Annotated in this window: 14 protein-coding genes, 2 rRNA genes and 1 other annotated feature; all 16 genes read right to left on the bottom strand. The window is 29.3% G+C overall.

What is annotated here, in order from left to right; translation table 4 throughout:
• Positions 1-7: 7 nt before the first annotated feature.
• Complete coding sequence (locus JRW51_RS02185) at positions 8-1300, bottom strand: AI-2E family transporter (RefSeq protein ID WP_250328544.1); 1293 nt, start codon at positions 1298-1300, stop codon at positions 8-10.
• A 62-nt stretch (positions 1301-1362) separates the two neighbouring features.
• Positions 1363-2520, bottom strand: coding sequence for a tRNA 2-thiouridine(34) synthase MnmA (mnmA, locus tag JRW51_RS02180; RefSeq protein ID WP_250328543.1), 1158 nt, complete (start codon positions 2518-2520; stop codon positions 1363-1365).
• A gap of 10 nt (positions 2521-2530) precedes the next feature.
• A complete protein-coding gene (locus JRW51_RS02175) occupies positions 2531-3976 on the bottom strand; it encodes an ABC transporter permease (protein WP_250328542.1) in 1446 nt (481 codons plus the stop codon).
• Between the two features lie 52 nt (positions 3977-4028).
• Positions 4029-4117: a sequence feature (5S ribosomal RNA rRNA prediction is too short), on the bottom strand.
• 104 nt (positions 4118-4221) lie between these two features.
• Positions 4222-7136 (bottom strand): 23S ribosomal RNA (locus tag JRW51_RS02170).
• Between the two features lie 297 nt (positions 7137-7433).
• Positions 7434-8959 (bottom strand): 16S ribosomal RNA (locus JRW51_RS02165).
• Together the 16S and 23S rRNA genes form the textbook arrangement of a ribosomal RNA operon.
• 286 nt (positions 8960-9245) lie before the next feature.
• Entirely contained in the window at positions 9246-10250 is a 1005-nt protein-coding gene (locus JRW51_RS02160) for an NAD(P)H-dependent glycerol-3-phosphate dehydrogenase (RefSeq protein WP_250328541.1), read from the bottom strand.
• An 8-nt stretch (positions 10251-10258) separates the two neighbouring features.
• Complete coding sequence (gene glpK / locus JRW51_RS02155) at positions 10259-11779, bottom strand: glycerol kinase GlpK (RefSeq protein ID WP_250328540.1); 1521 nt, start codon at positions 11777-11779, stop codon at positions 10259-10261.
• Positions 11780-11812: 33 nt separating this feature from the next.
• Positions 11813-12568 (bottom strand): MIP/aquaporin family protein, encoded by a 756-nt coding sequence (locus JRW51_RS02150; RefSeq protein WP_250328539.1) that lies wholly within the window; start codon positions 12566-12568, stop codon positions 11813-11815.
• Positions 12569-12753: 185 nt separating this feature from the next.
• Positions 12754-13554, bottom strand: a complete 801-nt coding sequence (locus tag JRW51_RS02145) for a TIGR00282 family metallophosphoesterase (RefSeq protein ID WP_250328538.1) — start codon at positions 13552-13554, stop codon at positions 12754-12756.
• 87 nt (positions 13555-13641) lie between these two features.
• Complete coding sequence (locus tag JRW51_RS02140; RefSeq protein ID WP_250328537.1) at positions 13642-13818, bottom strand: hypothetical protein; 177 nt, start codon at positions 13816-13818, stop codon at positions 13642-13644.
• The gene (locus JRW51_RS02135; protein WP_250328536.1) at positions 13802-14656 is read right to left on the bottom strand and encodes a recombinase RecA; all 855 of its coding nucleotides are present in this window, start codon (positions 14654-14656) and stop codon (positions 13802-13804) included. The genes JRW51_RS02140 and JRW51_RS02135 overlap by 17 nt, the downstream gene beginning before the upstream one ends.
• A 137-nt stretch (positions 14657-14793) precedes the next feature.
• Positions 14794-15549 (bottom strand): CDP-diacylglycerol--glycerol-3-phosphate 3-phosphatidyltransferase, encoded by a 756-nt coding sequence (pgsA, locus tag JRW51_RS02130; protein ID WP_250328535.1) that lies wholly within the window; start codon positions 15547-15549, stop codon positions 14794-14796.
• Between the two features lie 41 nt (positions 15550-15590).
• Positions 15591-16172 (bottom strand): DJ-1/PfpI family protein, encoded by a 582-nt coding sequence (locus JRW51_RS02125; protein WP_250328534.1) that lies wholly within the window; start codon positions 16170-16172, stop codon positions 15591-15593.
• A 5-nt stretch (positions 16173-16177) separates the two neighbouring features.
• Positions 16178-16504, bottom strand: coding sequence for an HPF/RaiA family ribosome-associated protein (locus tag JRW51_RS02120; protein ID WP_250328533.1), 327 nt, complete (start codon positions 16502-16504; stop codon positions 16178-16180).
• 89 nt (positions 16505-16593) lie between these two features.
• Positions 16594-17184 carry a hypothetical protein gene (locus tag JRW51_RS02115; protein ID WP_250328532.1) on the bottom strand — a complete coding sequence of 197 codons (591 nt, stop codon included), beginning with the start codon at positions 17182-17184 and terminating at the stop codon, positions 16594-16596.
• A gap of 24 nt (positions 17185-17208) precedes the next feature.
• Positions 17209-18054 (bottom strand): otopetrin domain-containing protein, encoded by an 846-nt coding sequence (locus JRW51_RS02110; RefSeq protein ID WP_250328531.1) that lies wholly within the window; start codon positions 18052-18054, stop codon positions 17209-17211.
• Positions 18055-18174 lie beyond the last annotated feature (120 nt).

The following is an 18174-nucleotide window of genomic DNA, read 5'->3' as shown; positions in this document are numbered from 1 at the left end:
TATTTAATTATATTTTGAGGTTAAAGTTATATATTTGATTACATATTTCTTTAAACATCATAATCAAAGGAACAGCAAACGGCATCGCTCATATCCCTAAAATTAGTCCAAAAACACTAATTCCAAGCAAAACGGTTACAATATTTAACTTTGTTGTTTTTGAATAAATTAATGGTGATATAACAAAAGCTTCTAAACTAATTGCAATCGCTACTCCAACCAAAACGATAATCATTGAAGCATAATTATTATCTGAAGAAATTTGTAAGATAGAAACAATAACCATTGGAATGGTTCCAATAATCGGTCCGATAATCGGGACAAGACAACAAATAACCATAAATATTGGGAAAATAATAAATGAATGTCTAAATATGTCGTTACCTCCAAGGTTACCAGCTAGAATTACGGTTAAAAGAATGATTGAAAAAATAATTGCTTCATCAATAACTAACGCTAAAGCTCATGATTTAATCGATTTGTTGAAAACAGTTTCAACTTTTTTTTGATGTGATTTATCTTCTCAGAATTTAGTAGCAAATCATTTTGAGATTTTTGTGTTATATTTATTTAAAAAAACAACTGTTATAAATATTGTAAAAGCAATAACCATTCCGATACCTAGTAAAATCGGTGCCAATTTATAAATCAGAAAAAACGGACCAGAGTTATAAATTGCTACTTTTGTATAAAATCAATTTAACATTGCATAACAAGTATTTACTGAAATAGAAGATATAAACATATGAATAATTTTAAACATAAATAGATAAATTACCCCAAGTCCTGAAAAAGTTCCAGAATGTGTATTATCAAGAACGATAGTTAAAACATTATTTTTAATAATAATTGAAGTAAAATAGGTATCTTTATTGTTATCTAAAAATTTTAGTAAACTTCCAATCGATTTATTACTCCCCAAAAATGAAATAATAAAAGGATTTCATTGGAAAATAAAAACAGCGCTAATAATAAGAATTAAAAAAAGGATAAAAAGTAAAAAAATAAAATAGATTAAATAAGTGAACCAGCGATAACTAATTTTTAAAGTTGTTGAAAAAAATTTAGCAATCGGGTTTACAATTGAACAGGACACTACTCCTAAAAATAGAGGTAGAAAAATAACAACCAAACCTAAAATATATGTTTTTAAACTGGTTAACAAAAATAGAAAGATTAAAATTAAAAAAACTACAGCAAATATTCTTGCCAACTTTGATTTACCAAATATTTTTAAAAACGGTGGTTCTGGCGTTTGTTGTTGAGGGGAATTGTTGATTGGTTTTTGATCTGTTTTCAAGGAATTATTATTAAAACTTATTTTTATAATTATAAAATATCAAAGAGTAAAAAATAATTTAATTATTCTTCATTGTAAAGAACATCATCTACTTGGCAGCAACCAATACATGTTGTGTCTTGGTAAAAAACACAAAATTGACCAGGGGTAACAGAAGGTTGTAGATCGTTAAATAAAATTTTTATTTTTTTAGTTTGTTGATTATATTCAGTTATTTTTATTTTAATTCTTTTAGATTGATATCGAAGGACTGCATCAAATGTAGCATTTATGAGATCTTTTTGCTCATTTATTTTATTAATTAGATGCATCTTTTTTGCAGAAAAACCACTAGATAAAAGATATTTTTTTTCATTGATTCCAGCAACATATAAAATATTTTTATGAATATTTTTTTTAACAATAAAATGTTTTTCTCCATATCCACCTAACTTAAGTCCTTTTCTTTGTCCGATAGTATAAAAATAATAGCCATCATGTTTTTCTTTTAAAACTTGATTAGTTTTTATATCGATTATTTTTCCTGGTTTAATTGGGAAATAGTTAGTTAGAAAATTTTTAAAGTTACGTTTGCCAATAAAACAAATACCGCTTGAAGATTTTTGGTTTAAATTAACATTAACATTACTTTGAAGCAAAAAATTTTTAATATCTTTTTTATATATATTTTCTAACGGGAAAATGATTTTTTCAAGCTGATGTTCTTTGATTGATGCTAAAAAATAACTTTGGTCTTTGCTTTTATCTTCAGCTTGTTGAAGAAAAATGCCATTATCTGTTTTTTTAATTTTTGCATAATGACCGGTCGCAATAAAATCTGGATTATAAAGTTTAATCGCCTTTTTGATAAATAAATCAAATTTAACAATTGAATTACAGTCAATATCAGGATTTGGTGTATAACCATTTTTAATATCTTCTAAAAAGTGTTGAAAGACTAAATTTCAATATTCTTCGACAAAATTAAAAGTAACTAGTTGTAAATTTAAACTATCAGCGACTTGTTTAGCGTTTTTATAATCTTTAACATCATGACATCCTTTTTCATCACTTACCCCCATATTACCCAAAATATCAGAGTTTAAAGTTGCATCTCAACATTTAATAAAGACACAAATAACATTAAATTTTTGTTCTTTTAATAAATAAGCACAAAGCGATGAATCAATCCCACCAGATAAAGCAAGAACGACAGTTTTCTTTTTCTTTTCGTTTTTCATAATTTAAAATTTATTCGATACTTTCAAGCATAATTTTATTAATTTTAGTATCTAGTTTTTTGTTATGGAGATATCAATGGATAAAAACTTTAGCGATTAAAATGACTACAAAAATGGCTAAAAAGATGCAAATAATTCCTAAGTCAATAAAAATATTAGAAAACGAAGGAGCGATATAAAATTCACGTAAACCTTGAATAAAATAATTAAAGATATTTAAATGATTAAAAAATTGGATAAAGGCACTTTGTGTAATAACTGGAAAAATACCACCAGATGAAACTAATTGCAGGATTAAAAGAACCAAAGCCAAAAATCTTGCCAAATCAGAATACAATAATTCAAACAAAACGAAAAGAATAAAATTAAAAATCGTGACAGATATGATTGAATATAAAAGAAAAAGACCAAAATAATGGACCGAAAATCCTAGCAAAAGTAAACTTGAAAGTAAAATCAATCATTGTAAAATTGCAATAATATCAATAAAAATAAATTTAACAATAATATTTTTAACAATGATTGATAATTTTTCTTTTGATCTTGAAGATGTAAAGTTTAATTTTCGATAAATTGAAATATGAAGGACTGCACCGATTCATATCGCTATACATATGAAAAAAGGAGCTAAACCATATCCATAGATATTTATACCCTCGTTTGCGCCTTGATCATGTGTGTTGAGATTGATTCCGGGATCTTTTCATCAATCTTGAGAACTATTATCAACTTTTTTAATTAATTTGTTGATATTAGATTTGTTTTCAGAAATACTATGCTGTGAATTAATTTTATCAATTAATGGTTCATTTTTTTGAAAGAATATTGGAGAAACTATCGATTGAAAGGCATTTTTAAAATTATTTAAAAAATTTTGATCATGAAGAGAAGGATCATGAATGAGGAATAAAATAATTTTCAAAAAAAACATCCCAAATTCCTTATTAATAATTTGGTTTAATGTCATTGAAAAAAAATTCCCTAATTCACCGATGATAAAATTGTATTTATACGATGAATAGAAATTCAATTTTGGTTTTTTTTCATCAGGATAGTAATTAATCAAATAATTGATAAAATTGTCAGTAAACTTATTACCAATTGTTAATGCATACGGGTATTTACTTTTGTTAGCATCATAATTGTATTTACCAGGATCTTTTTGATTTACGTAATCTATAGAAAGGGTAAAATTACCTAATTTTGGATGAGTATCACTTTTATATTCTTCTTGTAAAGAATTTTTAATTAAATCGACAAATACTTTTGATCCATCGTTTTTAACATTATAAACAACCGCAAAATGTAATTTATCAATATTGCCAAACGGGTTTCAAAACGCGCTAATATAAATAAAACCATAAATCAATGGAATTAAAATAATTGAAATAAGTTTTAAATAAGTTTTTTTAGAATTAAATGTTAAAGAAAAAAGATTTTTAAATGAATAAAACATTGAAATATAAAAAAAATTTATAAAATTATTTATTTAATTTTATAAAAAAAAAGAATGATATTTTGTCCGAAAACCATCTTAGTGCTTAACTTCTTTGTTCGGGATGGGGAAAGGTGTTTCCACTACATTATTAATATCATTCTTTTATTGTTTTGAAAGATAACTTAAAACAAAGATATTCTTTCAAAAAATAGATATTCATGAACTCCACTAAATGTGTATTCTTTTGCGTATTAAAAAAAATTTTAATTAAATCCTCGATCTATTAGTATTAGTAAACTAAATACCTCACAGTACTTACATTCCTAACCTATCAACCTTATTATCTATAAGGGATCTTACTCTTTTACAAGATGGGAAAATTAATCTTGAAGTAAGTTTCGCGCTTAGATGCTTTCAGCGCTTATCTTTTCCATACATAACTACCTAGCTGTGCCATTGGCATGACAACTAGCGCATAAGAGGTATGTTGATTTTGGTCCTCTCGTACTAAAAACCAATCTTCGCAATTTTCCTACGCCCACAACAGATAGGGACCAAACTGTCTCACGACGTTCTGAACCCAGCTCGCGTACCACTTTAATTGGCGAACAGCCAAACCCTTCAAACCTGCTTCAGCTTGAGGATGTGATGAGCCGACATCGAGGTGGCAAACCTTCCCGGCGATGTGAACTCTTGGGGAAGATAACCCTGTTATCCCCGGAGTAACTTTTATTCGTTGAGCGACGGCCCTTCCATAGGGAACCGCCGGATCACTAAGTCCTAATTTCTTATCTGTTCGACTTGTAGGTCTCACAGTTAAGCACTTTTCTACCTTTGCGCTCTAAACATGGTTTCCGACCATGCTGAAAGTACCTTTGAACGCCTCCGTTACCTTTTAGGAGGCAACCGCCCCAGTTAAACTACCCATCTAGCATTGTCCTCTATTTTATTAATAAAGTTAGATCCTTCATTGATTAAGAGTGGTATTCCAAGGTTGACTCAATATCAGCCTAAACCGATACATCAACGTCTCCCACCTATCCTATGCAAAATCAAAAAAGATTCAATACCAAACTATAGTAAAGCTTCACGGGGTCTTTCCGTCTAATTGCGGGTAACCTGCATCTTCACAGGTATTAAAATTTCACCGAATCTATTGCCGAGACAGCGCCAGGATGATTACACCATTCGTGCGGGTCAGAATTTACCTGACAAGGAATTTCGCTACCTTAGAACCGTCATAGTTACAGCCGCCGTTAATTGGGGCTTAATGTCGAAGCTGCCTAAAACTTACGTTTTATTGACCTCTAATTTTAACCTTCCAACACTGGGCAGGTGTCACCCCCTATACATCACTTTACAGTTTAGCAGAGAGCTGTGTTTTTGATAAACAGTTCCCCTGGCCTCTTTATTGAAACTTGATTACTCAAGCACCTTTTCTTGCGAACTTACAAGGCAATTTTGCAGAGTTCCTTAGCAATAGTTCTTTCGCTCACCTTAGGATATTCTCCTTGACCACGTGTGTTCGTTCTCGGTACAGGTCCTAACAAGATTAACAGTAGAAGTTTTTCTAGAAAGTACAGTTATCGTTGCTACGTTACTTTCCGAAGATTTCACTCCCCATCACATCTCAGTGTTAAGTTTCTACGGATTTTCCTATAAAAACCACCTAAATGCTTAGACTAGCTCAACCAATCACTAGCTCAACTAAACTCACTTTGTCACTCCATCCCTCTTGTTAAGAGTATAGGAATATTAACCTATTGTCCATCGACTACATTTTTCAATTTCGCCTTAGGTCCTGACTAACCCTGAGAGGACGAACCTGCCTCAGGAAACCTTAGTCAATCGGTGTAAAGGATTCTCACCTTTATGCGTTACTCATACTGGCATTCTCACTTATAGTAGCTCCAGCTGTCCTTTCGATCAACCTTCAGTGCTGCTATAACGCTCCCCTACCACTTTAACTTACGTTAAAGTCCACAAATTCGGTACTATGCTTGAGCCCCGGTACATTATCGGCGCAAAAACACTAGACTAGTAAGCCTGTTACGCACTCCTTAGAAGATTGCTGCCTCTAAGCAAACATCCTAGTTGTTTTAGTGTTCTCACATCCTTTGACACTTAGCATAAATTTAGGGACCTTATTTGGTGGTCTCGGCTGTTTCCGTTTTGTCCGATGAAGCTTATCCCCCATGGACTGACTCCTGAACAATATAATGCAAAATTCGGAGTTTAATTGTATTCAGTACCCCGAGGAGGGCCATCATACATTCAGTGCTCTACCTTCACATTAGTAAATTTCAAGGCTAGTCTTAAAACTATTTCGGGGAGAACCAGCTATCACCAAGTTCGATTGGCATTTCACCCCTATCCACAAATCATCCGCGGTCATTTCAACGAACGTCGGTTCAGTCCTCCAATAAGTATTACCTTATTTTCAACTTGTTCATGGATAGATCACTTGGTTTCGGGTCTATAACCAGATACTAATCGCCCTATTCAGACTCGCTTTCGCTTCGACTCAGTCTCTACAACTTAATCTTGCAGCTGATTATAACTCGCCAGTTCTTTCTCCAAAAAGCACGCCATCAGTCATTAACGACTTCTGACTTTTTGTAAACATACGGTTTCAAGATCTATTTCACTCCCTCTCCAGGGTTCTTTTCATCTTTCCCTCACGGTACTGGTTCACTATCGGTAAATAAGTAGTATTTAGCCTTACACAATGGTCTGTGTAGATTCCAACAAGATTTCACGTGTCTCGTTGTACTCAGGAATATATTTGAATAGTTATTTTAATTTCGCTTACTAGACTTTCACTATCTATGGTATATTTTTCCAAATATTTCTGCTATTAAAATAATTTGTAACTATTATTGACAATATATCCTACAACCCCATATAAATATGGTTTGGGCTCCTCCCTGTTCGCTCGCCGCTACTAAGGGAATCGAATTCTCTTTCTTTTCCTTCAGGTACTGAGATGTTTCACTTCCCTGAGTTAACTTTACTATTAAAAATAGTAATGGTTTTTTTTAAAAAAACCGGGTTGCCCCATTCGGAAATCCTTGGGTGATAAATTGCATCCATTTCTCCAAGGCTTATCGCAGGTAGCCACGTCCTTCATCGTCTCTTATTTCCAAGATATCCACCGTATGCTCTTAATAATTTAATTAAAACGCATTTTGTTTATTACTTGCAAAAGAATTATTCAATGAATTTTTAAATTCATAAATTATCTATTTTTTCAAAGAAATATCGTTGAATTTTATTATTTATAAAACCAAAGATATGAAATGTAAAAACATTTCAAAAGTTGTTGAAAACTCTTAATTATTATATTTATTATATAAATATAAGTTGTTAATAGCTTTCAAATCTAAGAATCCACATATTTTTTTATTGAATCATACCATAAATTGAATAATTTATGATTTTTATTACACACTTAGTGTGCTTTTTTTCTCCATAGAAAGGAGGTGATCCATCCCCAAGTTCTCATAGGGATACCTTGTTACGACTTAACCCCAATTGCTGATCTTACTCTAGACAAATAAATCCAAAAATGGTTATTAGTATTGGCTTCAAGTACTATCAACTTTCATGGTTTGACGGGCGGTGTGTACAAGACTAGAGAACGTATTCACCGCAACGTGGCTGATTTGCGATTACTAGTGATTCCTACTTAATGAAGTCGAATTGCAGACTTCAATCTGAACTGAGATCAATTTTAAAGATTAGCTCCCCATCGCTGGTTTGCAACTTATTGTATTGACCATTGTAGCGCGTGTGTAGCCCAAGGTATAAAGGGCATAATGATTTGTCATCATCCTTTCCTCCGTTTAGCTTACGCTAACTGTATTTTTAGATTCCTCAACTTAATGGTAGCAACTAAAAAGAAGGGTTGCGTTCGTTATGGGACTTAACCTTACATCTCACGACACGAACTGACGACAACCATGCACCACCTGTTTGATGATAGCCTCCACTATATTTCTATAGCTTTGCACCAAATGTCAAACCTTGGTAAGGTTCTTCGCTTAGAATCGAATTAAACCACACGCTCCACCACTTGTGCTAGTCCCCGTCAATTCCTTTGAGTTTTATTCTTGCGAACGTACTACTCAGGTGGAGCACTTAACGTGTTAACTTTAATGACTGACAATACTGCCAATATTTAGTGCTCATCGTTTACTGTATGGACTACTAGCGGACTAATGCTATTCGATACCCATACCTTCGTGATTGAGCGTCAACAATAAATTAGATAGTCGCCTACGCCTCAGGTGTTCTCCTGCATATCGAAATATATCACCATTACTTGCAGAATTGCACTACCTTCCTTTACGTTCTAGTCTATTAGTTTCCATGGCACATCTAAGGTTGAGCCTTGATATTTGACCATAGACTTAATAAACCGCCTACTCACGCTTTACACCCAATAATTCCGGATAATGCTTGCTACCTATGTATTACCGCGGCTGCTGGCACATAGTTAGCCGTAACTAATAGCAAGGTACCATCAAAAAAGATACATTCCAATTATCTTTCTTTTTTTCCCTTGCGACAGCTCTTTACAATCCTAAGACCTTCATCGAGCACGCGAAATTGCTCCATCAGACTTTCGTCCATTGTGAAAAATTCCTTACTGCTGCCTCCCGGAGGAGTCTGGACCTTATCTCAATTCCAGTGTGGCTGGTCGCCCTCTCGGGCCAACTACACATCATCGCCTACGTAAGCCATTACCTTACGCCAAAGCTAATGTGGTATACCCCCATCTATATACGAGGCAATTGCCCCTTTAATGATAAAAAATTGTTTTCTTACCATACTATCAAATATTAGCAACCATTTCTAGTTGTTATTTCTGATATATAGGCAGGTTAGGTATATATTACTCACCCGTTCGCTACTGAAAGATTGCTCTTCCCGTTCAACTTGCATGTATTAGTCATTTCGCTAGCATTAATCCTGAGCCAGGATCAAACTCTTATTTAGAAATTACATTAATATGTTACTAAGTAACATATTGATTGGTGGATTCTTAGATTTCAAAGACAATTACATAAATGAACCAATTTACTTAATTATTGTTCAATAAACTAAGCAATCAAGACCATTTATATCAAGATTTATTATATCATTATTTTACTGTTCGATCAAAATATTTTATATATTCGATCAAAATATTTTATACAAAAAAATGAAATAATTTTTCAAAAAATGTTAACTTTTTAGATTAACCTTAAAAAGTATATCAGGAAAAAATAAAAGTTATAAAAATTTAATAAAAAATTTTTTTTAATAATTCTTCGCAATTAATTTTTTCTTGTAACAGTTCAATTAATGGATCAAGAAAAAAGATGTTAAGGTTTTTTTTAACCAAAATTTTTTTCAATTCAAAGATATTACTATACCCTTCAACTGTAATATTTTTAAACTTATCTAAGGTAATTTTAACATCATTATCTTTTGCTAATTGATAACCAAAAGAATAGTTTCGAGATTTATTTGATAAACATGTCACAATGTAGTCACCTAAACTAGATGGCATAAAAATTGTTTCAGGATCACCTTTAAATTTTTTAATAATCGGTTTTAGTTTTTGAAGAACCTCTGTAATAATTCTAGCTTGTGAGTTTATCCCATAACCATAGCCATCAATAAACCCAGTTAATATCGCAAGAATATTTTTGAATAGATTTAAAAATTCACATCCAATATAATCATGCGATGGATATGCTTTTAAAATAGTTGAATTAAAGAAATTAGCAATTTCAGTTGCTAATTGATAATTTTTTCCAGTTACAGTAACAATCGCAGGTTGTTTTTGAACGACATCAACTGCTAACGTTCCTCCTAATAAAGAAACAACACCTTTGATTTTATCACTGCCGCTTATTTGATTGATAATTTTTTCAAAATATTCTAACGGTAAATGCTCGTTAATTAAACCTTTAGCGACATTAATAATAATGACTTTTTTATTAATTAGGTTTATTACTGACCCAATAACTTTGCTAATAATATGACTTGGAACAGCAATTAAAATATAATCACTATCTTGAAGTGATTCTTTTAAATCATCATAAGCTGTTATATTTTTTGAAAGGGTAACATTTATTTTTGGGAAATATTTATTATTTTGATGTTTTGTATTAATTTCTTTATTAACATCTGATTCAATTGATCACATTTTTACAGTATGACCTTTGAGACCTAGAACGTTAGCTAAAGCTGTTCCTCATGCTCCAGCACCGATAACTGTTATTATTTTCAAGTTGTTCATAAAATTTATTATTTAATTTCGTTTACTCAATTTAATGTTTTTTTAATCACTTTTTTTCATGTAGTATGAAGTTTGGATGCGTTATCTTCTGATATTTTCGGACTAAAGACTGTTTTATTAGTTTCATTGATATTTTTTATATCAGATCATGTTCAAAACTTAACTGCAAGTCCTGCTAAAAAAGCAGCTCCTAAAGCGGTTGATTCAAGATTTTTTGGTCTTGTTATTGTTTTTGAAAAAAGATCAGCTTGAAATTGCATTAAGTAATTATTTTGCGATGCTCCGCCATCAACTTTTATATTTTTGAAATCATAACCAATATCTTCTTTCATTGTTTCTAGAATATCTTTTGATGAATATGCAATTGCTTCAAGAGTTGCCTTGATTATATCTTCTCTTTTAGTATCTCTTTCAATCCCAAAGATAGCCCCTCTTGCATATGAATCTCAATAAGGAGCTCCAAGACCTGTGAAGGCAGGGACAACAAAAACACGATTTTGATTTTTTTTAGCTGCCATATTGGCATATCATTCACTTTGTTCTGAATTGTAGATTATTCTTAAATTATCTCTTAATCATTGAATACCAGCTCCTGCTATAAAAACAGAACCTTCTAATGCATACTGAATTTTGTTATCAATTGATAGCGCTATTGTCGTTAACAAACCATTTTTACTATAAACTATTTTTTCGCCTGTGTTAACTAAAATAAAACATCCAGTTCCGTATGTATTTTTAACATCCCCGGATAAAAAACATTTTTGACCAAACAAGGCTGCTTGTTGATCACCAATTGCTGATGCAATTGGTATTTTTATATCTTTTAATGTTTTAAATAATGGCAACTCAAAATAACCATAAATTTCACTACTATTTTTTACTTCAGGAAGAATAGATCTAGGAATATTTAAAAGTTTTAAAATTTCAGAGTCTCATTTTCGGTCTTTAATATTGAAAAGCATAGTTCTAGAAGCATTTGTAGCATCCGTAATATGAACTTTATGGTTAGTCAACTTGTACACCAATCACGTATCAATAGTTCCAACTAATAAATTATTATCTTTCAATAATTCTTTTGCTTGCTGGATATTTTCAATTATTCATTTAATTTTAGTAGCAGAAAAATAAGCATCGATAACAAGACCGGTTTTTTTTCTAAAAAAATCTGTTTTTTCATCATTGATTAATTCTTTACAAAAATCAGCAGTTCTTCTATCCTGCCAAACAATTGCAGGGCAAATCGGAAGACCGGTTTTTTTATTTCATGCCACAACTGTTTCTCTTTGATTTGTGGTTCCAATTCCTGCGATATGATCTACGTTGATAGATTTTAAATTAACTGCTTCAATCAAGGTTGCACATTGTGTATGCCAAATTTCCATTGCATTATGCTCCACTCAACCAGATTTAGGAAAATATTGAGTAAATTCTTTTTGACTAGATGAAATAACTGAACCATTTTTATCATAGATAATTGTTCTACAGCTTGTTGTTCCTTGATCTAGTGAAATAATATATTTTTTGTTCATAAAATAATAGTTTGTTAGTTTTTTAAAGTAACTTTATTGAAATAAAAGGAATAGCCCACCAGTAACTGCAGCAGCGGATAATGGGGCAACGATCGGGATTCACGCATATTGTCAATCTGAACTTATTTTATTCTTGAAAGGAAACAATGCATAAACTATTCTTGGTCCAAGATCACGAACGGGGTTAATTGCATAACCTGTTGTTCCTCCAAGTGAATAACCAATCGCTACAACTGTCATACCAACAACCATTGGTCCAAAAATAGATGCAGCTTTAAAATTATTAATTTGGCCAGTACCTTGAAGTCTGGTCATACCGATTGTTAAAAAAACCGCTACTAATAAAATAATTGTTCCAATAAATTCTGAAAATCAATTGTGAACATATGATCTAATAGCAGGAGCTGTACAATGGGTAAATTTTATTAGTTCAGGGTCTTTTGTACATTGATAATGGTTTCAATAAATTAAAATAACTAATAATTGACCAGCGATTGCTCCTAGAAGTTGGAAAACAATGTAGATAAATAAATTAGCAATTGATATTTTCCCTGCAATTAAAAGCGTTAAAGAAACCGCAGGATTAAGATTTGCTCCAGAAAGACTTGATGCCGTAGCTCCGATAAAAACCGCTAATCCTCATGCTCATACTATTTCATTTCAACCTGAGGTTTGACCTCGATTACCTTTCGTTTTCGATAATAAAACATTTGCTACTATTCCATTTCCTAGTAATATCAGAATCATAGTACCAATAAATTCAGGAAGGGCAATTTTTAAAAACTCCATATTTTTTGTTTTTGATTTTAAGTAAAAATTTGTTAAATTACTACTTTAAATAATTTATGTTTTAAAAAGATCTAAAATAGTAATCTGATATTTTCATCATCAACTTTAAATAAATTTCCCTCTAAACCGATTGCTTAGAGGGAAATCATAAATATATAAGGTATTTTTTTTGTTCATTAATTTAATTAGAATAAAAATTTTCTATCAGGCGTAATTAATATTCTTTCAATATTAGTTACTAAATTGGTATTGTTATCAATTTTTAAAACAACACCACAAAACTGCGGGTCACCGTTTGACATAACAAATCTTTCTGCATATCCATATTTAAATTTTTCAATTACTTCTTTTGGCTCAACTCCAATAATACTATGATAACTACCTGTCATACCAATATCGGTTAAAAAAGCTGTTCCTTTCGGTAATATTCTTTCATCAGCAGTTTGAACATGAGTATGAGTTCCAAGGACAGCTGTTACTTTACCATCATAATTTCATGCAAAAGCGCATTTTTCACTAGTTGTTTCAGCGTGAAAATCAACAATATGAATATCTTCTTTTTCTTTTTTTATTTGAAGTAATAATTTATCAAATTCTATATATGGATTTTGGCAATTAAACGGCATGAAAGTAGTTCCTAGAATACTTGTTACCCGAATTTTTTTATTTTTAATTTTTAAGCAAATAGATCCACATCCTGGAGCATTATGGTAAAAATTTATTGGTCTTATCAATGACTTCATATTTTCTAGAAGTCAAAATGCATCTTTTCTAGAATATATATGATTACCCATTGTAATAACATTAATTCCTAAATCTTTTAAGAATAAATAGTCATTTTTGTTAATCGATTTACCTAAAGTTATATTCTCAGCATTTACAACTACAAAGTCAATAAAATACTTGTTTTTAACTAGTTTTAAATAGTTTATTAACGCTTTTTTTCCGCTATTTCCACTTACATCTCCGATGACTAAAACATTCATATCTTAATTATTGCGTTCTTATCTAAGTATTATTATATAGGAAAGTTAATGTTCGCTTTGATATAAAAATAATTATTAATTAGATAATTATTTTTGTCCTTTTTTAGGCTTTAAGCTTTTTTTAATTTCACCTTCTATTGATAGATATAAATCATTATTAGTTTCGTGAATAGCAAATATTTCTGCTTTTGAATTAGCGATTTTTATGTCGTTGTAATAGTAATTATGCCCTTTAATTTTTATAAAATTATTTTTTAATAGCATACTCAATAATTTCCAATTCTTTCATAAATCCAGAGTTAAAATAAATGGATATAAAATCGTAATTAAACGGCGGTGCTACTTTATTTTTGACAATTTTTATCTTGCTTTTAATACCAATATTTTGACCGTTGTTATCTTTGATATAACTTTCCCTTCTAACTTCAATTCGTAACGATGCAAAAAATTTTAATGCTCTTCCGCCTGTTGTTGTTTCCTTCGGACCAAATAAAATGCCAACTTTATCTCTTACTTGATTTAAAAAAATGATTGAGGTATCACTTTTAGATAAAGCGGAATTAATTTTTCTTAAACCTTGACTCATCATTCGTGCATGACTTGCTAGACCGTGCTCATTCACTCCATCAATTTCAGACTTTGGAACTAACGCTGCAACTGAATCAACAACTATTAAAGAAAATAAATTAGATAAAATCATTTGCTCTATTATGTTAATTGCATCATCTCCGCTTCCAGGTTGTGATAATATTAAGTCATCAACCGAAAGACCTATTTTTCTAGCATATTTAATATCTAAAGCATGCTCAGCATCGATAAAAACAACTTTTTTATCAAAATAATTTTGAGCAGATTTTATCGCCATTAAAGCAATTGTTGTTTTACCAGAGCCTTCTGGACCGAAAATTTCAATGATTTTATTGATTGGATAACCATCAACTCCAATTAATTTATCGATTATCAAAGAACCAGATGGAAAAACAGGAATATTATCAGTTTCCATCCCGTGCGAAAATAAAGTATTTTCACCATAACTTTTATTGATACTGTTTATCAATTGATTTAAACTTTGATCATATAAATTTTTATTTTGAGTTTTCATTAATTTATATATGTTTGTATTTTAAAATTTTGTTATTATAACTTTCTTTTTTATAACCATATATAGGCAAATAATAAAAAAAATAACCAACTAATGAAGAATTAGTTGGTTAAAAAAATAATAAATTTAAGAAATTTTTATTTTTCTTTTTCGACTAGAAAAAAATGTTTCATTTGTTTGAACACTGGATACAAATATATTAATCCAGAAAACAAAGAAACAAAAGCAGCGATTGCTCCGATTGAAATAGTAGCTGTTTGTAAATCCGTATCTCTAAAAAATAAATTAACTAAAGCAAAAATTATAAATAAACTTTGAAAAAATGTTTTTGCTTTGCCTCAAAAATTAGCATTTACAACAACATTTTTTTTAGCTAACAACATTCTGCCTCAATCAACTAAAAAATCGCGGAATAAAAATATAATTAAGACTCATCAAACTTGGTATAAAGAAGGATAAGCTAAAATAATAGCAAGAGTATAAAAATTAATTAATAATTTGTCAATTAATGGATCTGTTAATTTTCCAAAATTTGAGCTTATACCTAATTTTCTAGCTACGTATCCATCTAAAATATCAGTTAAAATTGCTAATAAAAAAATAACTAAAAAAATAATATTAAAGATATAAATATGAGGTGATGATAATGAATCGATATTTTTATTTCCTAATTTAATTTGGGTTGTTTCGTTTGAAAATAATGCATAAAAAACGATAAAAATAACTAAAAAAATAATGACTAAAACAAATCTTGAAAAGGTAATTATATTAGCAAAATTGAATGATGGTTTACGTTTATTAGAAACAGCATTAAAAGAATTGAATGTTTCAATTTTAATGTTCTTTAAGTCATCGGACTTGGAATTCGTTTTTAAGTTTGATTCTTTATCCACAATAGTAATTAGTTTTTTTCAATCTAATAAAGTAATTTTTTTTATAATCTCATCATTTTTTTAAAACTATCAGATTTTTCTTGACCACTAATAGCTTTAATAACGTTTAAACTAAAAGCAAAAACAGCTGCTGGATTCTGCCCAGTAATGACGTTTCTATCAATTGTACTCTTTTGATCGATAACTTCATTATTTTTAATTTGATCTTTAAACCCAGGGAAAACACTTATTTTATAATTTTCAATGATTTTTCAATTATCTAATACCATCGGAGCTGCACAAATAGCGGTTAAAAATTTTGGAGAATTTTTAAAAATCTTAACCAAATTTTTTAATTGATTCGATTTTAGATATTCTAGATAACCAGGTCCACCTGGTAGAAAAATTGCACCAAAATCATTTGGAACGCTTTTTAAATCTTGATATTTAGCTAAAAAATCATTTCATAGAATATCTGGGACAATGGAAATTCCATCTTTGCTTTTTATTCTTTCAGTTCCACATAGACTAACTATCTGACACTTATAACCAAATCTTGTTCATAAATCAAACGGAACGACTAATTCAGATTCTTCAAAGCCTTCAGCTGCAATTATTAAAATTTTAGGTTGATTATTAATCATGGTTTTTATATTTTGCTTGTTTTATTGTTATGAACGTGTTTTGTTTCTTTTAAAACGCGAATTTGACTTTCCACTTTTGATTTTAATTTCGTTATTAATTTATGAAGATCATGCCCTTTAATTTCAGAAAAAATGCTATTAATAGACTTTAAGTTTTTAACAAAAACTTTTATTTTGTATCTTGATGTTTTCTCATGATAATTAATTGATAAAATTAATAAAGTATCATCTGTTACTAAACTGTATTTTTTTAAAGATGAGAATTCATTTTCTACGAATTCTGAAAATACCGGGATTGGTTGATAATTTCGATAACTACATTCTATTCTCATAAAAATAAATATTTTTGGTTGTAAAAATATTGAATCAAATTTTATTTATTATATCTAAAAATTGTAAATTAAAATTAAAAAATCAGAAATTAATTATTCTTTTTACGATTATTAAATTTGTAAAATCTTGAAATCAAAAGTAACTTATTTAACTTTTTATTTGTTATAAAAAAATAGCATCCGATAAATAAATTGTAACAATAAACTAAAAACGATATTCCAAATAACCATTTATTAATATGAAAATCATTTATTATTAATGAATTGTTATAGAAAAAAGAAAAAATTGTTATAACAATCGATGCAATTGAAAAAATGATTAAAATGAAATGGTAGAACTTAGAATACTGAAATTGAAAATCATTTGTTTCATCAATTTTCCGATCTATTTTTTTCTCATTTTTATTTGAGATTTTTAAATAAGATGTAACATATTTTTTATTAATATATAGAAAATTTAAAAATTTTCAATTAAAAAATAAAATTATTAATAAAAAAATAAGGGCAACAATGTAAAAAACACTAATTGTAATGATTGATTGTTGATCAATATTAAAATTAACTAATGCATAAATAAATCAAAATGTTAAAAAAACCAAAAAGCTAAAAGATATTATTATTCCAAAATAAATTGCATATAAATTAATTCTAAAAGTTTTTTTTAATTTATTTAGATTCATTTCAATAAAAATGATAAAAGTTAACTAAAAGTTATAACTAATTTGACCTTTGATTTGATGAATAACCACTTTATGATTTGTATAGCTTTTGTTTATGATTTTTGGAACAGAAATAGATGTTAGATTTAAAACAAAACTACCGATATCTGATTGATCTAAGTCTGGGCGATTATAACGTGACTTAACAGCACCTAAATTAGTGTGATTGATTTCAACCCCTTTAAATTTATTATCTTTAAATTTAAATATTTTAACAATCATGCCATCTTTAACAGCAAATACATATTCAGCAACTTCAATTTTAAATTGTGACACTTTAGCAGCGACAATAACAGCTTTATAAATAGAATCTGTTTTTGCAGGGAATGAGCTAGAAATATCGATAAAAATTACTTTTTCTGTTATTTGATCAGGATAAACTAATTTCTTTTTGTTTCTAAAAAGGAATTTTCTTTTCAATTTTAAAAGAAAAGTAATTCATTTTGAAGACTGCGAAATAATTAAAGTACTTGAAAAAAATAAAAGCCCAACTGAACCAACAAGTCCAATTCCAATTACAATAACACTAATAATAGAATTTGATGTTTTTAAAGGATACGTAGAAATTAAATCATATAGATAATAGCCATAAAATGCAGTTTCAACTACTCCAAGAATAGATGAACAACCTAAAACTCATTGATCATAATACTGTAGTTTATAAACCCTTCAAATAATCGATAACCAAAAAACGGCTGCTATGATAGATAAAAATAAAAAAATAGAATTTATAATATTTATTGATGCATAAAATGAAACTGTAAAGAAAAGAATAATCGAAACTAATCATAAAACTGTCGAAATTAAAAGACCAAAAGCTAATTTTTTCATAAATTTTTAAATTTATTTAATACGTTTTATTTTTATTTATTAATGGGTTTATATATTATTTTAAATTATATTTAAAAATTTTGAAAATTATGTTGCAAAACATCTAAAAAAACTAATTTA

The sequence above is a fragment of the Mycoplasma sp. SG1 genome, from assembly GCF_023612375.1.
In the GTDB taxonomy this organism is placed as follows: domain Bacteria; phylum Bacillota_I; class Bacilli_A; order Mycoplasmatales; family SG1; genus SG1.
The sequence above is the reverse complement of the archived record's forward strand: the minus strand, read 5'-3'. Positions and strand labels throughout refer to the sequence as shown.